This is a genomic window from Leptospira interrogans (genome assembly GCF_900156205.1).
Lineage (GTDB): Bacteria > Spirochaetota > Leptospiria > Leptospirales > Leptospiraceae > Leptospira > Leptospira interrogans.
Window position 1 is genome coordinate 131,138 of sequence record NZ_FTNA01000007.1, and the last position, 22,600, is coordinate 153,737.

Consider the following 22,600-nt stretch of genomic DNA (forward strand, 5'->3'; position numbering starts at 1 on the left):
GTTATATTAGATCATTTTAATTTCTTTTATCCAACCAAGAAACAATAGGAATAAAAATATCCTTATCTGCGTTTTTACCGACGATCAAATCTGTATGGCCGTAATCTTCAGAATGATTATTTGCTTTGGAGATTATAAAAAGTGTTTTATCTTCTGAGGAAATTTTATCGTACACATACCGAATCGAATAACTCGTTCCTAATTTATCTCTTCTGCCAGAAATTAACAAAGTAGGAATTTTAATATTTTTGAGTCCGTTTGAATAAGAAATTTTATGATCTAAACTTCGGATCTCTCCGTTTTCTACAAGTTCTTGAAATTGAAGGACTTCCTTTTCGGTTGCTGGATTGATCGAAGTCGTTTTTATTCCAGAAAGAATCGAAGGTTCTATATTCTCTTTGTGCCACAAAAGTTCTTCCAACGATTTTTGTGGAAGAAAAGGTATTCCAGTTCCTCCTTGGATACCAATCCAAGTTTCTGCCGGAACTACCGGCCAAAGATTGCTCAACCAAACAAGTGAAGCCAAACTTTTGATCGAGGCGCTCGGAGAATCTAAAATTCCAGAAGATCCGATTGTGACTAAGTTTGCAATTCTTGTTTCTCCAAAACTTCCGATTCTTGCATAAGCGATCATTCCACCCATACTATGGCCGATCCAATTTACCTTATCTTTTCCAGTAGCATTTAACACGTGTTTAATGGCAGTATCTGCGTCGTATTGAATGTAGTCATCCATTCCGTAAGTAAATTTTTTGTCTCCAAAAAACAAGGAAGGATAACCTGCATCTCTTCTTCCTCTTAAATCCAATAACCAAACGTCGTAACCTTCCTTCTGGAGCCTTGCGACAATCGAATTTTTTTCGTTGATTTTCAAATAGGTTCTATTGCTCATCCATCCGTGACAGAGTATAACCGGATATTTTTTAGAAGTAGTACCTAATGCAGGTAAAAAATGTTCTAAGGTCAAATCCCAATCGTCTGACGTTTTAGGATGATGAATTTCTCCTTGGAGTTGTATAACCGTCTTACATTGAAAGAGGAAAACTCCCAAAACAAAAATCTGGAACGTTCTTCGGATGTTTGTATTCATTAGTAAATCAGATTATAGATTTTTTTAGAAAGGATCAAGTAGAAATTCATAATATAACTTAGAAGCCGCAGTAAAAATACTTTATCTTTGTTTAAAGCGCCTATTTTGAGTTTTTATGAATCCCATAAAATAGAGTATTACAAGTTTTGAGACAAATTTAAATTAAGAAATAAACTTTTAGATACTCTATTTATAGTTCTGAGTAAAATATTTTTTAAAACGGCTTTTAATTTGTGCTTTTGACTTTAAAACCGGTTTTGAGATATTTTTCTATTTTAGGTTTAATCACATAATGACAGTAAGACTGTTCTGGGTTGGTTCTGAAGTAATTTTGATGATAATTTTCGGCCGGATAAAATTCTTTCAGTTCTTCTACTTGAGTTATAATTGGATCTAAAAAATGTCCTTCTGTTTTTCGGATGGATTCTTCGGCTTGTATTTTTTGTTCTTTAGAATGACAAAGAATAATAGATCGGTATTGGGTTCCTATATCATTTCCTTGTCGATTGAGTGTAGTAGGATCATGGCTAATCCAAAAAACTTCTAGAATTTCAGAGTAACTGATAATTTTGGGATCAAAAGAAATTTGAATCACTTCCGCGTGTCCAGTAGTACCGGAACATACGGAACGATAATCCGGATTTTTTGTCCTTCCTGCCGCATAACCAGAAGTTACTGATTCCACTCCTTCCACCATTTGATATACCGCTTCGAGACACCAAAAACAACCGCCGCCTAATGTTGCTTGTTCCATAGGGGACGATTCAAGCTTAGAATCCAAAGGTTGCAAGTAGTTTTGAGAAATGTTTTTTTAAAAGTGGTAGTTCCCACAAAAACCGTTGCTTAAAAACCGTTTATCATTTTGTAATAGTTCCCACATCATTTTACAGACAAATCTAAGTTCTGTGGTAGTTCCCACGTTCTAAGATTATTTTGGATAATCCATGTAAATTCTCAAACTCAGGCGGCAAGCGGGAATTGTCTAAATTCTAAATGGAAATAAGTGGTGGTTCCCACATTTTCAAAGTTTAGAAAAACCTTATGTTTTTTAAAAAAAGTAGTTCCCACAAATTCAGGAAATTAGGTTTGAAAAAATAGATTCAAGTTATTGAAAAATTCAATAGTAGCGGTTAACAAAACTGTTTCAATCGGCCATTTCACGAAATAGAAACAAGATGGAGAATTCATTTTTCAACAACTCTATTATATTTTAACCGAAATCGCAAAAACAATAAACTTTTCCTCTTTAGATTTGGATTGATCCCGATCAAAAACCGCGTCGTAAGAACGAAAATATCTTCCTTCCAATCGAACCAACGCATTTTCGTTTGGAATATAATCCAAAGTAATCGTTGCACCCGAAGTTAAAAATCCATTTTTAGAAGCAGTTTGAATGATCGTTTGTTCAGGATCAAACATTCTTTCCAAACGTAAAGAAGTTCTGAACTTTTCGATCGGTCTCCAGGTGATCCAAAACGTTCCATGATACCATTGTCTATAAGCTTGAACGCCTGGGTCCGAAACTCTTTGAATTCCTACATCTCCAGAACCTGCAATAATAAAATGTTTTGTAAAATGATATTGAAGAATTAAATTATTATAATATCTTGTTTGACGAGCCTGGCTATCAGGAGCCTCGTTTCCTACAAAAGTATTATGGGTAATTTTAAGTTTATCGGTAATTTTATAATCGATTTGAGATCCAATCGCCTTATCTTTGTTAGTTTCCGTAATGTTAGACCAGCCGTTCATCAGATGAAGTTGAAAGGATAGTTTTTCTGAATATTGAAACGAAAGTCTAAAACCACTCGAGTAATAAGGCACATAATCCAGAGCGAGTGCCCTGGAATAATTCCAGTTATTGTGAGAGATCCAACTTTCAAGCCCGATATTACCAAAATAAATTCCTCCGTCTAACCATAGATTTTTTGCAAGTTTAATACCGGCATAAGCTTCTTGAATATTTCTGACTGAAACTTCATTGGAATTTTTTTCCGAACTGACTTCGTTTTTATAATTCGAATTTACAGAATTTCCAAATTGGAAGGCGACTCTACCTCTATATTGATCCGTTTCTATCTTACCATCAATGTAAGCAAGGTTTACATTGATTTCATCCCAACGTGCGGGTTGAGTGAGATAACGATTATCTCTTGAACTGGAACGATAAGGATTGTGAGCGTAATAAGAATCAATAAAAAATCCGAATTTAGGAATCTGTTTGTTCTCTTCCGAAGCTTCTTTGGAAGAAGTATTTTTAGAATGATCATTTTTTTCGATCTCATCTTTGGATTGAAAATCGTCGTTTTGTATCTGTGAAGAATCCTTATCGATTGATTTTTCATTTGTTGGCGATTGAAGATTTGTAGAAGAGGTTTGTAAGAAGTCAGAACTGATTAAAGAAGAACTAGAATCTTTTTTGTTCTGGATATTACTCGGAAAAATATGAGAAGAATTTAGAACCTTTTCTTCTGTTTGAGTTGTGGATGAATCTGATTTTTGAGAATCCGCAGATAGAGGAAAGATAAAAATACAAGAATATAAGATTGCAAAAATATATTTCTGAAAAACCAATTTGTTCGATACGTTTTTTATTATGAAATCTGAACCGAATTCAATTTGATTTCGTATTTTAGAACATTCTAATTTCCGAAAATTTCTTTTTTGTTTCATAATAAAAGTATATAAAATCAAATTCTTGTAGACAAGTTCCGGAACTACAATTTGGAATTAGAATCTTCTTTTAAAAGTTAAGAAATAGTTAAGAGAATTTTCTATAACACCTGAATAAAACGACTCTACTTATCGATTCCTATAAAATCGACTATCGTAAATTTTGATTACAAAACACTGGTTACTTTATTTTATAGTTCCAAGTGGGACTATAAAATAGAACGTTCAAAATTCTGTCTCTAAAATTGGGAGACGTTTTAAAACTCATAGAAACCTTATTGCGTACAAAACAGTAAAAATCAAATTACTGCATAAAATTACAATTCATCAAATTAAAAATTTATTTTATAGAAATTTACTTAAGAAAATTTTCAAGTTCTGAATTTGTTTTAAAAAAGGTTTAAACTTCTATTCCTTTTAAGTTCGTTTTTTACTTCTCTTTGTTTTCTGTTCTTTTATACTGACTGATTCAAGGGAGAATACAATGATTCAAAATAATTATTTTTCGGACAATCAAGACATCCAGGATCATTTTGTACACATTCTACCTTGGACAGAAATTATACTCGATTACGAAAACGATTTTTCTGGTGTTTCAGAAGGAGGACCTTCGAACCCTTCTGAAGCAAAAGAATATTATAAAACTGTGTTAGAAACGGTCGGAGATTTAGCAGGAAATATACTTTCTCCGCACGTAGCCGATCTGGATCGAGAGGGTTTAAAATTTAAAAACGGAAAAGTAGAATTCCCTCCCAAAATGCTCGAATTAGTTTCTAAGGTTATAGAAGCAGGAGTTCAAGCCTACGGATTTTCTAGAAAATACGGAGGATTAGGAATTCCTTGGACAGTTAAATCCTTTATATCAGAAATTTTTTATAGAGTCGACGCGTCACTCGCCATTGCCATCGGATGTGTAAATCTTGCGGAAATTTTAGAACGTCATGCAACCGAGCAAATGAAGAGCGACTGGATACCTCATTTTGCCGATGGAAAGTTTGTTTGTGCGATGGGGCTCACTGAACCAGATCACGGCTCCGATCTTTCTAATTTAAGAACCAAAGCCACAAAAGATAAAAACGGAAATTGGACATTAAACGGAACCAAACGTTTTATTACACATGGTTGTGGATTTGGAGATCTCCCTGCGGTTTTACTGACACTAGCTCGTTCGGGTGAGATAAATTCCGGTGCGAGAGGACTTTCTTTTTTTCTAGTTCAAAGTACGGATGTTCAAATTGCAGGAATCGAAAATAAACTTGGACTTCATTGTTCTCCCACCTGTGAGGTAGTTTTTGAAAATTCTCCCGGACTTTTAATCGGTGAAGAAGGTTACGGACTTATAAAATATACGATGGGAATGTTAAACGGAGCCAGAATGGGAATTGCACAACAATCCACTGGCCTTGCAACTGCAGCATATTATGAAGCTCTAAAATATGCAAAAGAAAGAACCCAATTCGGAAAAACTTTGATAGAAATCCCAGCGGTAAAAAAGATATTGGATCAGATCGAAAGAGAAACATACGCTATGAGATGTCTGACTCTGGAAGGATCTAGAGTTATGGATCGTTATTATTGGAGAGCAATTCGACTTGAAAAACAAGGAGCTACAGAAAAAGAAATTAAAAACGATACAGTGGTTCGTTATTGGGAGAAAATCGCAAACATTCTTACACCAATTAGTAAGTTTTATTGTTCCGAATCTTGTTTAAAGACGGTCAGTGACGCCCTTCAGGTTCACGGTGGTTCTGGTTATACGGAAGATTATGATATTTCTAGAATTTATAGAGACGCAAGGATTGTTACGATCTATGACGGAACTTCTCAGATTCAAATCAATGCTTGTATCGGAGGAATTACTTCCGGCTTAACTCATACGTTTGGAGAATACGTATCCGAATTGATAAGCCGATCCGACTCTTCTTTTACTCATAAACTGTTTTACGGATTTCAAGAATTAGTAAAACTTTATAAGGAACTTCCGGAAAAAGAAATGAAAGATATATATGCGGAAGAGATCGTATTGACTTGTTCCAGACTTTTAGCGGGAATTTTATTTGAACTTTCTTGTAAAAGACTTCCGGAAGATAAAAAATTAGTTCGGCTCAAACACGTAAAAGATTATCATATAGATACTCTTTCTGTTTTGGAAGGAAATCTCGCAAAATTAAAAGAAGTAAACAAAATTAAAGTTTTATAATTTGTTTAAAAAGCTTTCTAGAAAATTTTTAAAAAATCAACTTTCTTTTTTATTAAAGAATTTGTTTCAAAACCTCAAAGAATTTTAAGCGATAATTCTTTAGAAATTTCTAATCAAATGCAGTAGTTCCTACAAATTAATGTAACGTGAGTTTGGTATGCGAAAGCGATTGTAGCGAAAATTCCGAAGGAATTGCAGCATTATGTTGCGACAGCAAGGAGCAACATTGAGTTCAAGCGCGGTCGCGAGCCATTGTATACTATAAAATTTGCGAGCGATTCGCCCAAATATTCTTACGTCGAACTCACGTTCATGTAAGTTCGCGTAAAAGATTCGTTTTATAAAAACCTGATTTTTTCATAAAAAATAAATGTTTAAAAATTCGTAATATACCTTAACCTGTGGGAACTCTCACAAGTTGTGGATTTCACAGTTAAACTTTAAAAATTGTGGGAACTACTACAAAATATAGAAAGAATCATCGTCCAATCTGATTTTGCACAAAACCGCCATTTTACGATCAGGCCATCGTCAAAATTTAACCCATTTTAGCATAAGTTCGACAGAGAAAGATTTTTCTAAAAGTATAAGTCCCTACAATTTTAGGATTTGTTTATAAAATCGTGGTTTGCAGTAGTTCCCACACCTGAATACGACATATTTAATTATTATAAACTTCTATTTTATGAATTGCTGTAGTTCCCACATTTAAGGAATCGATCTATAAAGCTCAGATTCAACTTTTTTCAGAATCATAGGTTTGTTACGCCGAAACTCACGTTACAAATTAGGTCACATTTGGCAACTTGTGAACTTTCAAGCAGTTTTAATCTCGTTCAATTTTTGCTGTAGTTCCCACATTTTTGTGAAACTCAACCGGATCACTCGAAGTAACCAATGCTAAGACGGTTGATAGGCGTAGGGAAACTCAGTAGAACACTTTCAGATTCAGCATCTCACTCCCCGAACTCAATAAACACTTTTTATGGATCGCGTTTTAGATCTCTCGATAGGTCTTAGGACAAACTCAGTTTTGTTCATAGTGATGTAAATTTTTTAACATTTAATTTATTTTATATAGGTTTCCTTGAATTAGAAATATAAAATTTTTCGACAAGTTTATAGTATGATTTTAAAAAAATCTAAAGTAAATCAAAAATCCATTATATACTTATTATAGAGAATTTCTATAAAATCCGAATACAACGTTTTCAATAGAGATGTTGAAAAACGAATTCCCCATCTGTTTTATGGAAACGTCGATTAAAACGAAAACGGTTTTGTTAATTCCCACTATAGAACTTTTTAACAACTCTATTTTCTTCATGAATCGCCGCTTTTTGACAACCATCGTTAAATAAAAAATCACTAAAATAATGTTCTTAAACGATTGACCGGACTGAAATCGAATTTAATTTGGATTCATTATGAGCATCTAACATTTCTTCTTTTTTCTAAAATAATTCATTTTTTTGAATATTCTATTTTTATTTCATAAGTTGTCTTAAATTTTGAATAACTCTTGTAAAAACCGAATTCTATAGTCGGTTGCAAGGTAAAAGAGATATGTTTTTAAGACAATCATTAAGGAGATTGTATCGATGCAAAATTCAGACTCGCATTTTTTCGGACCGAACCCTTCTACTCCTTATCCTTTTCCGGAATTTCCTAGAATCGGTTTTTTAAAAAACTTTATTCAGTCTACTTTGATTGAAGTAGGAGATTATACCTATTACGATGATCCGGATGGTCCGGAACATTTTGAAAAGAAAAATGTTCTATATCACTACGATTTTCGAGGAGATAAACTTTTAATCGGAAAATTTTGCGCGATTGCAACTGGTGTAAAATTCATCATGAATGGAGCCAATCATAAGACGAGTGCATTCTCTACATTTCCTTTTGCGATTTTTTCAAACGGATGGGAAAAATCCATGCCTAAACCTGGAGATTTTCCGGATAAAGGAGATACGATTGTAGGTAACGACGTTTGGATTGGAACCAATGCAATCATTCTCCCAGGAATTAAAATTGGAGATGGGGCAATTATAGGTGCTTATTCGGTTGTAGCCAGAGATGTTCCGGCTTATACGATCGTTGCCGGAAATCCTTCTCAAGTGATTCGAGAAAGATTTTCTCCAGAAGTCAAAGAAAAACTTTTAAAATTGAAGTGGTGGGATTGGACTCCTCAAAAGATTACGGATTCATTAGAATTTTTGACAACTCTTGATTTTAAAAAACTAGATGAATTTGATTAGACTCGGATGTTGTAAATTCGATTCAAATCATTCGGAAAACTGAGAAACAGAATACAAGAATAAGGAAAGCAGTTTAAGCCATCCATAAACCCTTTTTTAAAAATCAGAACAAATTAGTTTTTTAAATTATTATAATATATTGTATTTTTACATAAAATTATATTTTTATAATATTACTAAATAAAAGCGATCAATAAAACTGTAACCGCAATCTGATAAAAAGCAAAAATAAATCTCTGCTATTAAAATGGCGGCTTTCGGAGAAAATACATTTTGTAGTTAAAAATTTTTTCGTATTTTGTCTTTGTTTTTTAGTAATCGTTTCTCCGAAACCGGGCTCTCGGCTTCGGTCAAGTTATTGTGTATTACGGCTATGTATTTAATTTTTGTAATTTCAATAACTTGACCCCGCGTCGATCCCTGCCGCGGCAAAGTATTCTAAGTTCGTATTTTCGTTCTAAATTTTCCACAACCTTATTGTAAAATATACGGAAGTGGTAGTTCCCACAACACGTCTCATTTTCAATAAAAAACGACTTCTAAAGTCTTTTTGAAAAACTTTGTAGTAATACCAATAAAAAATCGGGATTTTATACGATTCGAACGTATAAAGATAACACCAAAAAATTGATGCTTGATTTTATAAAGATGAATAGGTTTTTAAAAATTTTGTCTAACCTGAAATGGTTTTCTTTTTCAGAGGAAATTCTAAATTTTGAAACAAGAGCATTTGTAGTATTTTTTATGCGTCCGAGCAGTAATATTGCAAGTTTGAATCATTAGAATTGTTGAAAAATTAATTCTCCATCTGTTTCTATTTTATGGAAACCGGCAATTGAAGCAGTTTTGTTAATCGGAACTAGGGAATTTTTCAACAACTCTATTTTTTAGAAATCGGGTTAAATACGGATTTAGAGTTTGGACTTGATAACATAAAAAATAAAGTAGGATTATTTCAGGCTTTAAAAGAAAAAACATTCTTGAAGTTGCAGACTAAAATATATGAGTAAAAAAAAATATTCTAAAAATCATACAGACCAAATCGAAATATTAAAAGAATTTCAGACCTTGCCCGGAGTCGGAAAATCGGTCTCGATGGATTATTGGAATTTAGGTTTTAGAAGTTTAGAAGAAATTCGCATTGCAGATCCAGAGAAATTATATGTCCTTTGTTGTAAATTACATGGAGGATATGTAGATCGATGTATGCTCTATGTATTTCGTTGTGTTCATTATTCTTTAAATACTAAAAAACCAAATTCAGAAAAGTTAAAGTGGTGGAATTGGAAAGATACCGAAAAAAATCAAAAATCCAAACGATAATTGACTCCAACTTGAACATAAGTTAAAATCGTTTTAGATTCGTATAACATAGGAATCAAAATTTTCGGCCCGAAAATTTTCAATGCAAGCTGATCCGGATCGCCTTCGTTTTCGGTGATATAACCGGTTTGAAGCGTATTCTTTAAATTCATGTTACTCGTTTCCATAAATAAACTCCAGTTTCCCATTAACTTTGTGGAAAGTCTAAAATTGATTTCGGTTCCTATGGATTTCCATCGGTAATCTAAACCAAATTGATTTAAACGGAGCATTTGGTTGGAACTGTCCATTCTATATTCATTATTTCTAAAAGAAGAAGGGCTTGTCATATCTAGATGGAGAATTTGACCTTGTAGGGAAAATCGCTTCAAAAATTTCCATTCAAATCCAATTCCAAGACTATATCCCTTATGATGACTAGAATATTCGCGAAAACTAATGCGACTAGGATCGATTCCACTTCCAGTTTTTTGACCGATACTATCTACTTCTTGACTGGTTCTAGTCCACATCCTTTCTATTCCTCCCAAAATTTGCAGATCCAAAACCGGATGTGGATAAGGGGTAAAACCAACACGAGAAGAAACTTTTTGAAATTTAGTATTCATCTCTCCTAAGATGGCGTTAACCGTTCTTTCTCCGGAAGATTCCGATTCTGAACTGGTTCCGAATGCGAGGGTTTGAAATCCGTTTACGTCTATATTTTGTTTTGTTTCTGTTCCTCGTAGTTCGAACGTTAATCGATTCCAAACATATCGGAGTCGAGTCGTAGAGCCACTGTTAGGTGTTTTATAAGGATTGGTAAGGATTTCCGCTTGTCCCGAACTGCTAAAGGCCAAACCGGCGTATTGAATGGTTTGATAAAAAGGCCTCAACTCCGATTGCTCGGTACCGTTTCCGATTCCGAAAGAAACATCCAAATAATGTCTTTTTGAATCTATCAGTTCCTGTTCTCTTTTTTTAGAGTTTTCTAATTTGGATTTTTGTTTTTCGGCTAACTCAGCAAGTTCTTTTGATTTTCTCTTTTTTTCTTCTTCTTTATTTTTAGTTTCTTCTTTTTTAGAGATCGGCTCTGTAATTTTCGAAAAAGATATTTTTTGAATGCTCGATTTCTGAAAAACTTTTGTGGTTCCGTCCGAAAGTCTAAACGTGACCGTTTCTTTATCTTGGTTTAATATATTTCCTTCTATTTTTTTTCCGGACTTTAAAAGAACGGTTTCGCTTTTAAGTGAAACCGTTACGGTTAAAAAAATTATGATCCAATAAGAAATAAATTTTTTCATAAAATTTATTTTTACAAATAAGGTATCGGGAATCATAACACATTGTTTGAATCCTGCAATACGATTTAATTTTCTAAAAATGAATTTTAATGAAAAAGAGTTTGAAACTTTTTGAATTGTTTTTTGATTTTGCGGATAATTTATGAGAAATGATGGATTACATTTTTATAATCGTGAAAAGCAATATAGAATTGGTACAATTTTTATCGTCTAAAAGAGTTTTAAAATGAAGAATCGATTTTTATGATACCTTTAGCAAGAGCAATAAAATAGAAATACTAAAATCCCGAGTTTAACGACGTATTTGTTTTAGAGTTCATGATACTTAGAACTTGTCCCAAAATCTCAAAGAATTTTACACGATCATTCTTTAGAAATTTTTAATAAAATGCAGTAGTTTCTACAAATTAAGTCACATTCGACAGCTTGCAAACTTTTGAGTAGTTCTAATGTCGTTAAATTTTCGTAGTAGCCCCCACATTGGACAGTTTCGGGGCAAACTCTGAGTGAAAAAACGAAATAAACTCATTTCTATAAAACCCAACATAACAACTTCAGCAAAGATCATATTACTTTTTAGTATATCAAATTTTAAGAATACAATATTTTTCGAAATTACAAAGCGGCAGGGATCGACGCGGGGTCAATAAATTGTTAAAAGAAAACTCTCTCACTTTTTTATTTTTTTCAATTTATTGACCGGAGCCGAGAGCCCGGTTTCGGAGAAACAATTACTAAAAAACAAAGACAAAATACGAAAAAAATTCTAGCTACAAAATGTTTTTTCTCCGAAAGCCGCCATTCAAAGATCTGTATTACACAATACCGCTCCTAAAAACAGAATTGTAAGACAAAAATTTCCAGAAAAGTCAATCAATCACATTATAATTTTCTAAAATACTAATTTACTATTGTTTTTAGAAAAAAACAATAGCGGTTTTGTCGATTCTGTTTTCCAAATGATCCTTTCGCGTGGAAAAATTCCGGATCTTGAAAATTTCGCTATGAAATCTTAATTTGTAGTCCTGAGCTCACGTTATATCTATAGCTGATCTAAAAACCTTAAAATCAATCCTCTTAGAATCTCCAACAAAATTTGGTAGTTCCCACAGTATTAGAATTGTTGAAAAATTAATTCTCTATGGGTTTTCGTTGTATGGAAACGGTCGATTGAAGCGTTTTGTTAATTGTTGCTATGGAATTTTTCAACAACTCTATTAAAGATTATAGTTTTTTAGTATTCTTTTGTTATTATAATTTCTGTATGAGTCCCGCCATTTTGTGAAACTCAATCGGGTTGTTTGATAGTTTTTGGGACAAACTCTTAAGTTTCTGCCAAAACGGGACCACCAGATAAACGTTTGTAAAATTCAGCGCCTTCTCTTTCTAGGAAGTCTTCGTAAGTTCCTTTAAAATCACGGATTCCTTCGGTGGAAACTTCTATCACACGGGTCGCAAGTGAAGATACGAACTCTCGATCGTGAGAAACGAATATTACGGTTCCTTCAAATATGGAAAGGGCATAATTCAAAGCTTCTATCGTTTCCAAATCCAAATGGTTCGTAGGTTCGTCCAGGGCCAAAAGGTTATCTCCGGAAATGATCATCCTTCCGATGATCAGCCTGGATTTTTCTCCTCCAGAAAGTACACTAGTCGGTTTTTTGGCCATATCCCCGCTGAACAACATTCTTCCTAATATCGCCCTGATTTCCTCCATCTCGGTTCCTGGATCAGCGTATCTGTAAAGCCAGTCTACAAGCGTATCAGCATCTTCTAATATACCTTCTCTATGATCCTGTGGAAAAATAGAAGAAGTGACCGAATCTCCCATTGCCACCTTTCCATTATCTGGTTCGATCTGTTTCATTAACGTTTTTAAAAGAGTCGTTTTTCCAACACCGTTGGTTCCGATGATTGCGATCTTTTCACCTTTAGTAATGTTGATCGTAAAATCCTTGAAGATGGGTCTATCGTAAGACTTGGAAATATTTTCTGCTAGGATCACGTCCTTTCCAAGTGTCTTTTTCATTTTAAAACGAATATAAGGTGAAACCCTAGAAGAAGGTTTAACATCGTCTAACTTGATTTTTTCTATCTGCTTTTGTCTAGAAGTAGCTTGTTTGGACTTACTCGCGTTTGCACTAAATCTATTTACGAAATCTTGTAGTTCGGCGATCTTTTCTTTCTTACGTTTGTTTTCGTCTAACAGACGTTCACGGGCCATCGTAGAAGCTTCCATAAAGTCGTCATAGTTGCCCGGATAAACTGTTAAGGATTGATAATCTAAATCCGCAATATGAGTCGCTATCGAATTGATAAAGTGACGGTCGTGGGAAATTACGATCACCACTCCGCGGTAGTTGGTTAAAAATTCCTCTAACCAATGAATGGTCTTAATATCCAAGTGGTTGGTAGGTTCATCTAAAAGAAGTATATCCGGTTTTTGAAATAATACCTGAGCCAAAAGAACCCTCAGTTTAAATCCTCCCGTTAAATAGGCAAGGGTTTGAGTATGACTTGAGGTAGGAATTCCTAATCCTTCTAACAATTCCCCTGCGGTGCTTTCCGCTTCGTATCCGCCTAGTTCTCCGTATTTTTCTTCCAGTTCGGAAACTCTGATTCCATCTTCATCGGACATCTCCGGTTTAGAATAGATCGCATCTCTTTCTTGAGAAACTTCCCAAAGTTCTTTGTCTCCCATGATGACTGTATTCAAAACGGTTTCATTTTCATACTCGTAGTGATCTTGTTTTAAATATCCTAATTTTAAACCCGCGTCTATAGAAACAGAACCACTCGCCGCTTGCTCTATCCCAGCGAGAATTTTCATAAACGTGGATTTTCCGGAACCGTTTGCTCCGATCAATCCGTATCTGCAATTTTCCTTAAACTTTACGGTAACGTTCTCAAAAAGTATCTTTTTACCAAAGTTTAGAGTCAATCCGGAAGTGCTGATCATTTAGGATACCTGCCTGATGACCATGATTTTCAAAATAGGGTTTTTTGCCAATAAAAAGTAGAATTAAGTACTTTTGAAATTCTACCGAAGTTGAAAACGTATGCATACCCTGCTGACTCTGATCTTAAGCCTTTTGCTTTTCTCTGGTCTTCAGTCTGAGAATAAAAATTCTTCCTCAAAAAAACTAAGCGACTCTGCTTCTTGGATTCCTAAAGAAAATTTTACTCAACTCGCATCACAAAGAGAAAAATTCAAAAACGTTTCTCATAACGAAACATTAAAACTAGAAATTGGCTATAAATTATTAACTGGAAAAATTCTTCAATTTGGAAAATTACTTAGTACCGAAAACGCATACGTCCCCATCGAATCCAACGAAATTACTTCCGAACTTTCTCAACTCAACGACAAGACCGTAAGAATTTTATGTAGTATGAAAGGTTCCACCTGCAATCCTATACGTTATGAAATTTATCCCTTTTGGGATTCGAAAGAAATCAAACCTTGGACGATCAAAAAAATTCCTGATTACGTAAATCATAATATTTTTGCATTCAATCCTACAGTTTCCCCAGACGGTAAATATCTTTTTTGGACCGCTTATGTCAAACGAGGTAAATCCGGAACTCAAAAGATTTGGTATTCCAAATTAGACGAAAAAGGTTTTTGGGAAGATGGTAAGGAAATGAACGCTCCTTTAAATAATGAAATGCCTTCCGCTGTTATCTCTGCACTTCCTGGTGGTAACGAACTTTTCGTCTTTGGAACGTTTGGCGAAAAAGAACTTTTAGACGAACTCAGTAAAGATTTTGAAACGAAAGCAGACTTGGCCGCTCGTTCTTCTAAAAATTCAAACGTATATAGAAAAAAGATAGAAGAACTTAGAGCAGAATATGACGAAAAAACGAAACAAATTTCAAGCAGAGTTCCTCTTTATAAAAGTTTTAAGGAAAAAGATTCCTGGTCTAAACCAAGTATATTAAACTTTCCTAATTTTTATAATCTTTATAGAAAGAGAAACGATTCAAGCCAAGAAATTTTCGGTGGATCTACTCTTTCTTCTTCAGGGAGAATTTTAATCTATTCTTCTCAACATAAGGATTCCAAAGGAAAATTGGATCTTTATGTTAGCAAAATGTTAAACGACGGAACCTTTCCTTTAGGTACGAACTTAGGAGATGTGATCAACACAACTCATGAAGAGATGGCTCCTTTTTTAGCAAGCGATGATAGAACCCTTTATTTTTCTAGCGACGGTCATAAAGGGCTCTCTATTTATATGACAAAAAGAATCGGAGAAGGTTGGGATCAATGGACCAAACCTGTCGAGGTTTCCGAAAATCTAAAAGGTGTAAATTTTTTTTCAATTCCCGCGAATAGCGACTGGGCCTATATAAGCAAAGACGGCCGATTGTTTATGGCTTATCTTCCTAAAGAAATGCGCCCAGAGAAGGTCGTGATCATAAACGGAAAAGTTTTAGATACGGATGGTAACCCTCTTTCTGCTGACATACATTATGAATCTTTAAAGTCTCACGAAAAGATCGGTAGCGCCAAAAGCGATCCTTCTAATGGTAATTTTTCGATCATTCTCCCCTTCGGCGAAAACTACGGTTTTTACGCCCAGAAAAAGGGTTATCTTCCAGTATCACAAAATTTGAATCTAAGTTCTAAAAAGAAATTCTCTGAAAAAGTGGAAGTAATTTTACAACTTCCTCCGATCCGAGAAAGAGGTTCCATTCAAATCAATAATTTATTTTTTGAGTCCAAGAGTTTTCAAATCGCTCCGGAATCCGCCCCAGAACTGGATCGTCTCGCGGAAATTGTAAAGGAAAATCCAGATATTGAAATTCAGATTGAAGGTCATACCGACAACATTGGCAAGAAAAAAGACAATCTAATTCTTTCCGAAAAAAGAGCGGCGGCGGTCGCAGAATATCTTTTTCAAAAACATTCTATTTCTAAGACTAGAATCCAAACCAAAGGTTTTGGGGACAGTGTTCCTTTGAGTAAAAATGATTCCGAAGAAGCACGCAAAAAAAACAGAAGGGTCAATTTTACGATTTTGAAAAAAAGTAAATAAAACTTTTTTATATTTTGGATATTGAACGTGTGTTCGGTGCAAGGATTCATTTTATAAAAAACTGATTTTTTCATAAAAAATAAATGTGGGAACTCCCCGACTCGAATCTTAAAAAATGAATATTTAAAAATTTATTATGTAACTGAATCTGTGGGAACTCACAAATCTATATTTTACGATAAAACTTTGAATTGTGGGAACTCCACCGTTTTTTACCTTTAAAAATTAGAATCAATGATTTCCATAAATGTAGGAATTACTACTTTTAGAAAAATTTTTCTAGTTTTTCTTAAGTCGAACTCACGTCATTTATTACCGTACGTATAGAAATAGTATCCAAAAATTAATGGACTCTTTTACTAAGAGTTTATCTCAAAACCTCAAGGAATTTTACGCTATAATTCTTTAGAAATTTTTAATATTCTACAGTAGTTCCTACAAATTAAATTGCATTTAGCAATTTGTGAAGTTTCAAGCCGTCTAATGTAGTTCAATTTTCATAGTAGTTCCCACATTTTTGCGAAACTCAATCAGGCCACTTAGAGTCTCGCTTCTATGCGCGCTCTGCAGGTCAGTGGAAACTCAGCAGACACCTCTTTATCATAACCTTACCCACAAATAATTGGATCTCAAGATCTATCGTCGGAATTACGACAAAATCTTCTGTAAAACTTAGTTCCCACCCCACAACGCGATTCATAAAGAGCGTTGTGTTGAGTTTTCCAACGCGACCCATAGGAAAGCGTTGTGCTGAGTTTTCCCTATTTTTGGGTGGGGGAGGAGGTGGAAAGGTTTTCTTTATCAGAAAAACATACTTTTTACAAGTAAAAAGACTCATTCTTGTCGGAACACTTGAAAAATGTGCCTTTTTGAGCCCAGAACGGCGATCCATAGAAAGCCCGTTCTGTTGAGTTCATTCTGATTCTAAAATCCTATTCAACTTGTGGGGTTGGTGATGCCTCTTTATGGATCGGCGTTTAGGACAAACTCTGACATGCAGAAGTTCTTAAGAATTTCGTTTAATCAGGATTATTGGGTTTTGTAAGAGTTCCCACAATTTTAAGTTTTACTGCAAAATTGCAAATTTCAGGAGTTCCTAGAATTGTTTAACAAGAAAACCTGAATGGAATACAAGAATACGCTTTAGAAAAATATTATGTCTTTTAAACGTAAGAGTTCCCACATTTTTGAGGCCAGAAATAAGAAAAATTAAGTGGGTTCCCCTCCCCTGTGAACGTAAAAAAGATTGAAGCAAAAGAACCAGCAAAACGCTCTTTTAAACTCAGCGTTTCATTTCTGGAACTCAATAAAACACCTCCTGAATGCCGATCCTTAAAGACATTCTCTGAGTTTTCCAAATCGCGCTCTATAATCAATTAAAACAAAAGATGAATATTGTATAACATTTCTTTCATGCAATTTATTGACTGAAACGAAAAGCGCAGTCTGACAATGCCAGATTCGCCCATATTTTCTTTTGCAGAGTTCGCATTATTTAGTGTAGACTATCGGATTGGATAATTAATTCTGTAGCTTAGATCAGAATGCTAAAATCATCTTCTTATTCTAACTCTTATTATATATACATTGCTCATAACATAAAACATGAAAAAAATAGAATATTCAGAAATTCAAATTTCTTTTTCCGAAACAACAACTTACGATTTAAAACAACTCAATCAGAAAGCCACCTCATTTTGGGATGATCTTTCCATAGGTCCTATCTATCATATCAACACAGAAGTTGGACAAAAAAAGAGACAACAATGGCTTTTTAAAAATATAAGTTTCGACGAACATTATTTTTCCGACTTTATACAATGTTTGAAAGAAATCCATTCCATTCCTAAAGATTTACCGATAACTATCTGGAAAGGAGATTGTGCAAGGGACCATCTTGGACTTTGTTTTATAATTTCATTATTAGAAGGACAAAACCAAATCCGCGTTATTCACGCTTCTAAAGCTTACAAAGAATTATTCCATAAAGACTATGAAGTTTTTAGTACGGGGCAATTATCATCTGAAGAAATTTCAAAAATTTACGAAAAGTCCAAAGAAAATCCATTTTTAACAAATCTTGAAAAAATAAACTTAAAAAAAGAATGGGAAACGTTTTTAAATAGTACAAATTTACTTCGAGTTCGGAAAGGCGATCGAGTCCTTTCAGTCGAAGAAAATCATTTGGATTTATTTATCATCGAATGTGCAAAAAAACTAGATGCTCAAAATTCTTTTTGTGATGCAATTCGATTGATTGGAACAACCCTAAGCGATTACGAACAACTGATACAAGACAGATTTTGGGAATATCGTCTGAGAACCTTAATCACACAAGGTATATTTAAAATAGAAGGTTCATTAGAGTCTTATTCTACATACAAGGTTAAATTAACCATAAAATAACTCTAACCTACTTTCTAAGTTCCACTTTGTTTTATCAAAAGAATCAAACACATAAACTACCTCGCTGAGATCGTTTAGTAAACTCTGTTTCGATTTAGAGACAGGTTTTTTATTTTAATAAGCGCTTCTGACACGTTCCAAAATTCTAAACGAAAAAGATTTCTAATACTTTACAAAGATCGTGTCGTTTCTATTCTACTTCCAAAAATCCAAAAGTGAAATATAATTGTAAGATTAAAATGATCTTGGTATTAATACCAAAGAAATGAATATCGTTGTAGAATTCTTTTTAAATGTTTTCTTATTTTTTAAAAAGATTCATTGTTTTTAAGATAATCTGTTAGAGGAATCATGTCATTCTCAATTTTCAAATCCATTGGAGCCGGCCTCATAAAGATTCTCCATTTTTCAAGAAATCACTGGAGAAAAATTTTACGTTATGCGATCATTGTAACGATCTCGGTCATCTCTTTCTTAATCGGTGGTTCTTATGTAGTTTGGTTATCCAAAAAAGATAAAGTTGTCTCCAATCTAGATAAGTTTAAAAACGAGGTCACAAATTATTACGAAGTCAGTCAAATTCGTCCAATTCGAATTTTAGATAGAAACGGTAAATTAATCGGAGAATTTTCCAGAAGAAAGTTTAAACCGATTCGCACGGACAATCTCGCCGAACACGGAAATATTATCTGGGCGCTTCTTTCTTCCGAAGATAGAGAATTTTATAACCATCACGGAATCAATTACACCGCGCTTTTAAGAGCAATCTTTATCAATTTGACTACATTTCAAAAACAAGGTGGTTCCACGATCACTCAACAACTTGCAAAACTTACCTTGGATTTGGGAGCACGAAACATATTTAACAAAATTACGGAATTCTACTGTACTTTTTATCTCGAAAACCAATTTGATAAGAACACGATTCTTTCCATGTATCTCAATCGAATCTTTTTAGGAGAAGGAAATACCGGAGTAGAAGAAGCGAGCCGTTATTACTTCAACAAGGCTGCTACGGAACTGACTCCCGAAGAAGCAGCTATGCTCGTAGGAATCATTCCAGCCCCTTCTAATTATAATCCAGTTAGAAGTTTAAAAACCGCTCTAAAAAGACAGAAGCTCGTTTTGATTCCGATGGCACAAAATCAACATCTACATCCCAATCCTTCTAACATCGATAAAAACTTTCCTCGTAAGATAGATTCGAATCTGAAAAAATTCAAATCCTTCTACAATGTGGAAATCACTAAAGACGGCGAAAAAGAATTCTATTCTTCTGATATAGCAAGATACGGCTTTGATAAGGACTTTACTGTTAATCTCGCCCCCGATTTTAATTACGGAATTCGTCAGCATATTTTAGATACGTTCTCCGAAATAGACATTGAAACGAGAGGAATGAACGTTTATACAACTCTGGACTATGATAAACAAGAAGCCGCTGAAAAATCTTTAAGAGAAGGTATCGAATCCGTTCGCAAAAAACTGAATGAAACAAAAGCTTCCTACTCTAAAAAAGGAAATTCCGAAGAAACAAGAATCCAACAATCGATCATAGACAATATGAACGGCTCCTTGATTTCAATCAATCCAGGAAACGGTTATATAGAGGCAATGGTAGGTAGTTACAAAATTTCTAATATATTTAGACTTAACAGAGCAGTGTCGGCGCTCAGACAACCAGGCTCTACAATCAAGGCCTTAGTCTACACAATTGCTTTCGAGAATAGAATTATCACTCCCTCTTCTATGGTAATAGACGAAGCGATCAACATCAGAGGTTATTCCCCTAAAAATTGGTATAAAGGTTACAAAGGAGAAGTCACAGCAAGAATCGCTTTCGCACAATCGATCAACACAATCGCAGTCAAATTGTTAAACGAATTCGGTGTGAATGAATTTTTGGAAAAAATTTCAATGATCTTAGACATAGACAAGTCAACTCTTGAAAAAAGGTTCCAACCAAATCTTTCTTTAGCATTAGGTTCAGGAGAATTGTCTCCGATGGAACTCGCTTTAATTTACGCTACAATCGCAAACGGAGGCAAAAAAGTTTCCCCCATTCAAATTCTTAGAATTACGGATTTTGAAGGTAGCGAAATGTTCTCCACTCCTCTAAAGGATCCAAACGAAGCGGTTCAGATTTTAGATTCTGTTGCCTGTGCAGAAACGATCAATCTTTTAGAGGCGGTGTTAAGCGAACAGGGAACAATGAAGCTAAAATTGAAAGATGAAGATTCTTTTCCGATGGGAGGTAAAACTGGAACGGTCCAATCTCCCAAAGAAGCCCGTAAAAAATGGGGATCACGCAAAGGAGTGAGAGACGTTTGGTTTGCGGGAATCAATCCTGATTTAGTCACAACCGTTTGGATTGGAAACGACGTGGGGGCTCCGTTTGAAGGTTCTGGTTCCGCGATCAGTGGAAACATCTGGTTTCGTTACGTAAACTATATTGCAAAAAATATAGGATTTTCAAACACGCTAATCAAACCGTTTAACGGTGATTTTGTGCAAGTGGACGTCTGCGGAGAAACCGGTTTACAATTACATTCTTCCGTTCCTTGTATGTATCCGTTGTATGGTCAATATTATTATATCGGAGAACAACCTCCTTCTCCTGCTGGTTCTATAACTGCAACTCCGGAAACTTCCGCCCAAGAACCTGGGACTACTACAAACCCTCTTCCTCAAGCAGAAGATGGAGACGGAGATTCCGTAGAATTAGAACTTCCAGAAACTACAGATAATCCTCCAAATTAGAATAACGTTTTGCTTTTTCGGATATTAGAAAAGCTTCATATGGTGACCAAAGAAAGATCCAAGGATTTTCTCTGAGAAGAATCCTTAAAGCCTGAGTCGCTTCCGATTCCAAACTCAAGGAATCGGAATTTCTAACCTTGGAAAATAAATTTTCAAGTTCCGGATTTTCATAGTGCGCCCTGTTTCCGCCATTACCCTTGTCTCTACCAGAAAATAAGGGATCTATAAAGTTCCAAACCCCCGGTAAATCCGCGTACCAAAAAAGTAACGTTAGATCTCCTTTTCCTTCTGAATTTTCTTTATAAAGAGTCGTTTTTTCCATAGGACGAATTTTAACCTTTAATCCGAGTTTGTTTAAAAAACTGACCAAAGCCAAACCATTCGCGTTATTCTCCTCGTCTCCTCTCATTCTAAAATCAATTTCTCTTTCTAAAATTTTCGGATAACAAGAAGACTTTTTTAGATATTCATTCGCTTTCTTATGAGAATGATTTTGAATCGAAAGAATTTCGGGATTCTCCTCTATAATCTTTCTAATTTTAGATAACCCGATAGTTCCCAAAGGAACCGGACCAAAAGTTAGATCCGCATTCCCTTCCAATAATTTTTGGATTATTAGATTAGCGTCTACAGAAGTATTTAAAGCTTTTCTAAAATTCAAATCAAAACAAGGTTCGTTCGCATTGATAGCTATGTATTGAATACCTCCTCCTTTTCTAAATCTAAGATTCTCTTTTTGAATATGAGGATTTTTTAATAAGAAATTTGGAATACGCATCAGATCCATTCTTCCCTTGGAAAAAAGAAACACACCCGTAGAAGCGGAAGCCAAAATTCTCAAACGGATTTTTTTTGGAAGATCTTCGTTTACATAAGGATTTTTTTCTAAAAGTATATAATTATTTTTTTTCCACTCTCTCAGAAAGTATCTTCCGGCCTTAGGAATCTCCAATACATTCTTTTTTTCTAATGTTTCAAACGATTCAGGTTCCAATTTTTTTGAATCTGCGGTTTTGCAACAAACAATTCCAGCAGGTGGTAAAGAAAGTAAATCCACTGCGTGCCTAAGTCCGCCCGTAATTTTTAGTTCTATTTCTTTTTCCGAAAGAACGTTGATTTCTTTAATAAAAGAGTATTGGCTTTTTCTAGGACCAGGAGTATTCACTAACCGATTCAAAGATTCTAGAACCTGTTCTGCTTTTAATTTTTCCCCGTTGGACAAAGTATACGTTCTAAGCTTGAGTTTGAGAGAACGAATTTTTCCGGTACCTACCAATTGAAACGATTCTACAAGTTGATAGTTAGATTTATCGTTCTGTACTTTTTGGAATAAAAACGGATATAAAAATTTTCCGAGCGTGCGAGAAGACAAATCGGTAGAGAAAAGCGGATCCAAACTAATCGGATCGGATGGAATAGAAAGAATCAATTCTTCAGGATCCTCTTCTCTAGATTTACAACCGGAAAAAAGAAGGGACAAAACGAGGATTCCTGCAAAAAAGGTTAGATAAGTATTCAAAAGACTAAACCCGTCCAATGAACATATATAAACGGCTCCTAAAGTA

General features: G+C 34.5%; 12 protein-coding genes. 6 read left to right on the forward strand and 6 right to left on the reverse strand.

Annotated elements, in window-relative coordinates; translation table 11 throughout:
* Positions 1 to 16: 16 nt before the first annotated feature.
* The 3 genes from BW942_RS08260 to BW942_RS08270 all read right to left on the reverse strand — a co-directional run bounded on the left by BW942_RS08260 (position 17) and on the right by BW942_RS08270 (position 3,763).
* A complete protein-coding gene (locus BW942_RS08260; RefSeq protein ID WP_001095358.1) occupies positions 17 to 1,090 on the reverse strand; it encodes an alpha/beta hydrolase in 1,074 nt (357 codons plus the stop codon).
* Positions 1,091 to 1,316: 226 nt separating this feature from the next.
* Positions 1,317 to 1,844 (reverse strand): peptide-methionine (S)-S-oxide reductase MsrA, encoded by a 528-nt coding sequence (gene msrA / locus BW942_RS08265; RefSeq protein ID WP_000434146.1) that lies wholly within the window; start codon positions 1,842 to 1,844, stop codon positions 1,317 to 1,319.
* A 449-nt stretch (positions 1,845 to 2,293) separates the two neighbouring features.
* Complete coding sequence (locus BW942_RS08270; protein WP_000810899.1) at positions 2,294 to 3,763, reverse strand: porin; 1,470 nt, start codon at positions 3,761 to 3,763, stop codon at positions 2,294 to 2,296.
* Between the two features lie 484 nt (positions 3,764 to 4,247).
* On the opposite strand from BW942_RS08270, the gene BW942_RS08275 reads away from it, so the two are divergent.
* The 3 genes from BW942_RS08275 (at position 4,248) to BW942_RS08290 (ending at position 9,544) form a co-directional block, all read left to right on the forward strand.
* Complete coding sequence (locus BW942_RS08275) at positions 4,248 to 5,963, forward strand: acyl-CoA dehydrogenase family protein (RefSeq protein WP_000615700.1); 1,716 nt, start codon at positions 4,248 to 4,250, stop codon at positions 5,961 to 5,963.
* A 1,601-nt stretch (positions 5,964 to 7,564) separates the two neighbouring features.
* Positions 7,565 to 8,221 (forward strand): CatB-related O-acetyltransferase, encoded by a 657-nt coding sequence (locus tag BW942_RS08285; RefSeq protein ID WP_001181527.1) that lies wholly within the window; start codon positions 7,565 to 7,567, stop codon positions 8,219 to 8,221.
* Between the two features lie 1,002 nt (positions 8,222 to 9,223).
* Complete coding sequence (locus BW942_RS08290) at positions 9,224 to 9,544, forward strand: helix-hairpin-helix domain-containing protein (RefSeq protein ID WP_000038408.1); 321 nt, start codon at positions 9,224 to 9,226, stop codon at positions 9,542 to 9,544.
* On the opposite strand, the gene BW942_RS08295 is transcribed toward BW942_RS08290, so the two are convergent.
* Together BW942_RS08295 and BW942_RS08300 are read right to left on the reverse strand one after the other, a co-directional pair.
* On the reverse strand, positions 9,526 to 10,827 hold the full coding sequence (locus BW942_RS08295) for an LA_0442/LA_0875 N-terminal domain-containing protein (RefSeq protein WP_372510585.1): 1,302 nt from the start codon (positions 10,825 to 10,827) through the stop codon (positions 9,526 to 9,528). The two genes, BW942_RS08290 and BW942_RS08295, sit on opposite strands and share 19 nt — an antisense overlap.
* Before the next feature lie 1,324 nt (positions 10,828 to 12,151).
* Positions 12,152 to 13,786, reverse strand: a complete 1,635-nt coding sequence (locus BW942_RS08300; RefSeq protein WP_000626143.1) for an ABC-F family ATPase — start codon at positions 13,784 to 13,786, stop codon at positions 12,152 to 12,154.
* A 100-nt stretch (positions 13,787 to 13,886) separates the two neighbouring features.
* Between BW942_RS08300 and BW942_RS08305 the strand changes: the two genes are divergently transcribed.
* The 3 genes from BW942_RS08305 to BW942_RS08315 all read left to right on the forward strand — a co-directional run bounded on the left by BW942_RS08305 (position 13,887) and on the right by BW942_RS08315 (position 21,035).
* Complete coding sequence (locus tag BW942_RS08305; protein WP_000557278.1) at positions 13,887 to 15,869, forward strand: OmpA family protein; 1,983 nt, start codon at positions 13,887 to 13,889, stop codon at positions 15,867 to 15,869.
* A gap of 1,605 nt (positions 15,870 to 17,474) precedes the next feature.
* Positions 17,475 to 18,275, forward strand: a complete 801-nt coding sequence (locus tag BW942_RS08310; protein WP_000717891.1) for a DUF1835 domain-containing protein — start codon at positions 17,475 to 17,477, stop codon at positions 18,273 to 18,275.
* A gap of 351 nt (positions 18,276 to 18,626) precedes the next feature.
* Positions 18,627 to 21,035, forward strand: a complete 2,409-nt coding sequence (locus BW942_RS08315) for a transglycosylase domain-containing protein (RefSeq protein WP_000010431.1) — start codon at positions 18,627 to 18,629, stop codon at positions 21,033 to 21,035.
* On the opposite strand, the gene BW942_RS08320 is transcribed toward BW942_RS08315, so the two are convergent.
* A complete protein-coding gene (locus BW942_RS08320) occupies positions 21,013 to 22,572 on the reverse strand; it encodes an ABC transporter substrate-binding protein (RefSeq protein WP_000348634.1) in 1,560 nt (519 codons plus the stop codon). The genes BW942_RS08315 and BW942_RS08320 overlap by 23 nt on opposite strands.
* Positions 22,573 to 22,600 lie beyond the last annotated feature (28 nt).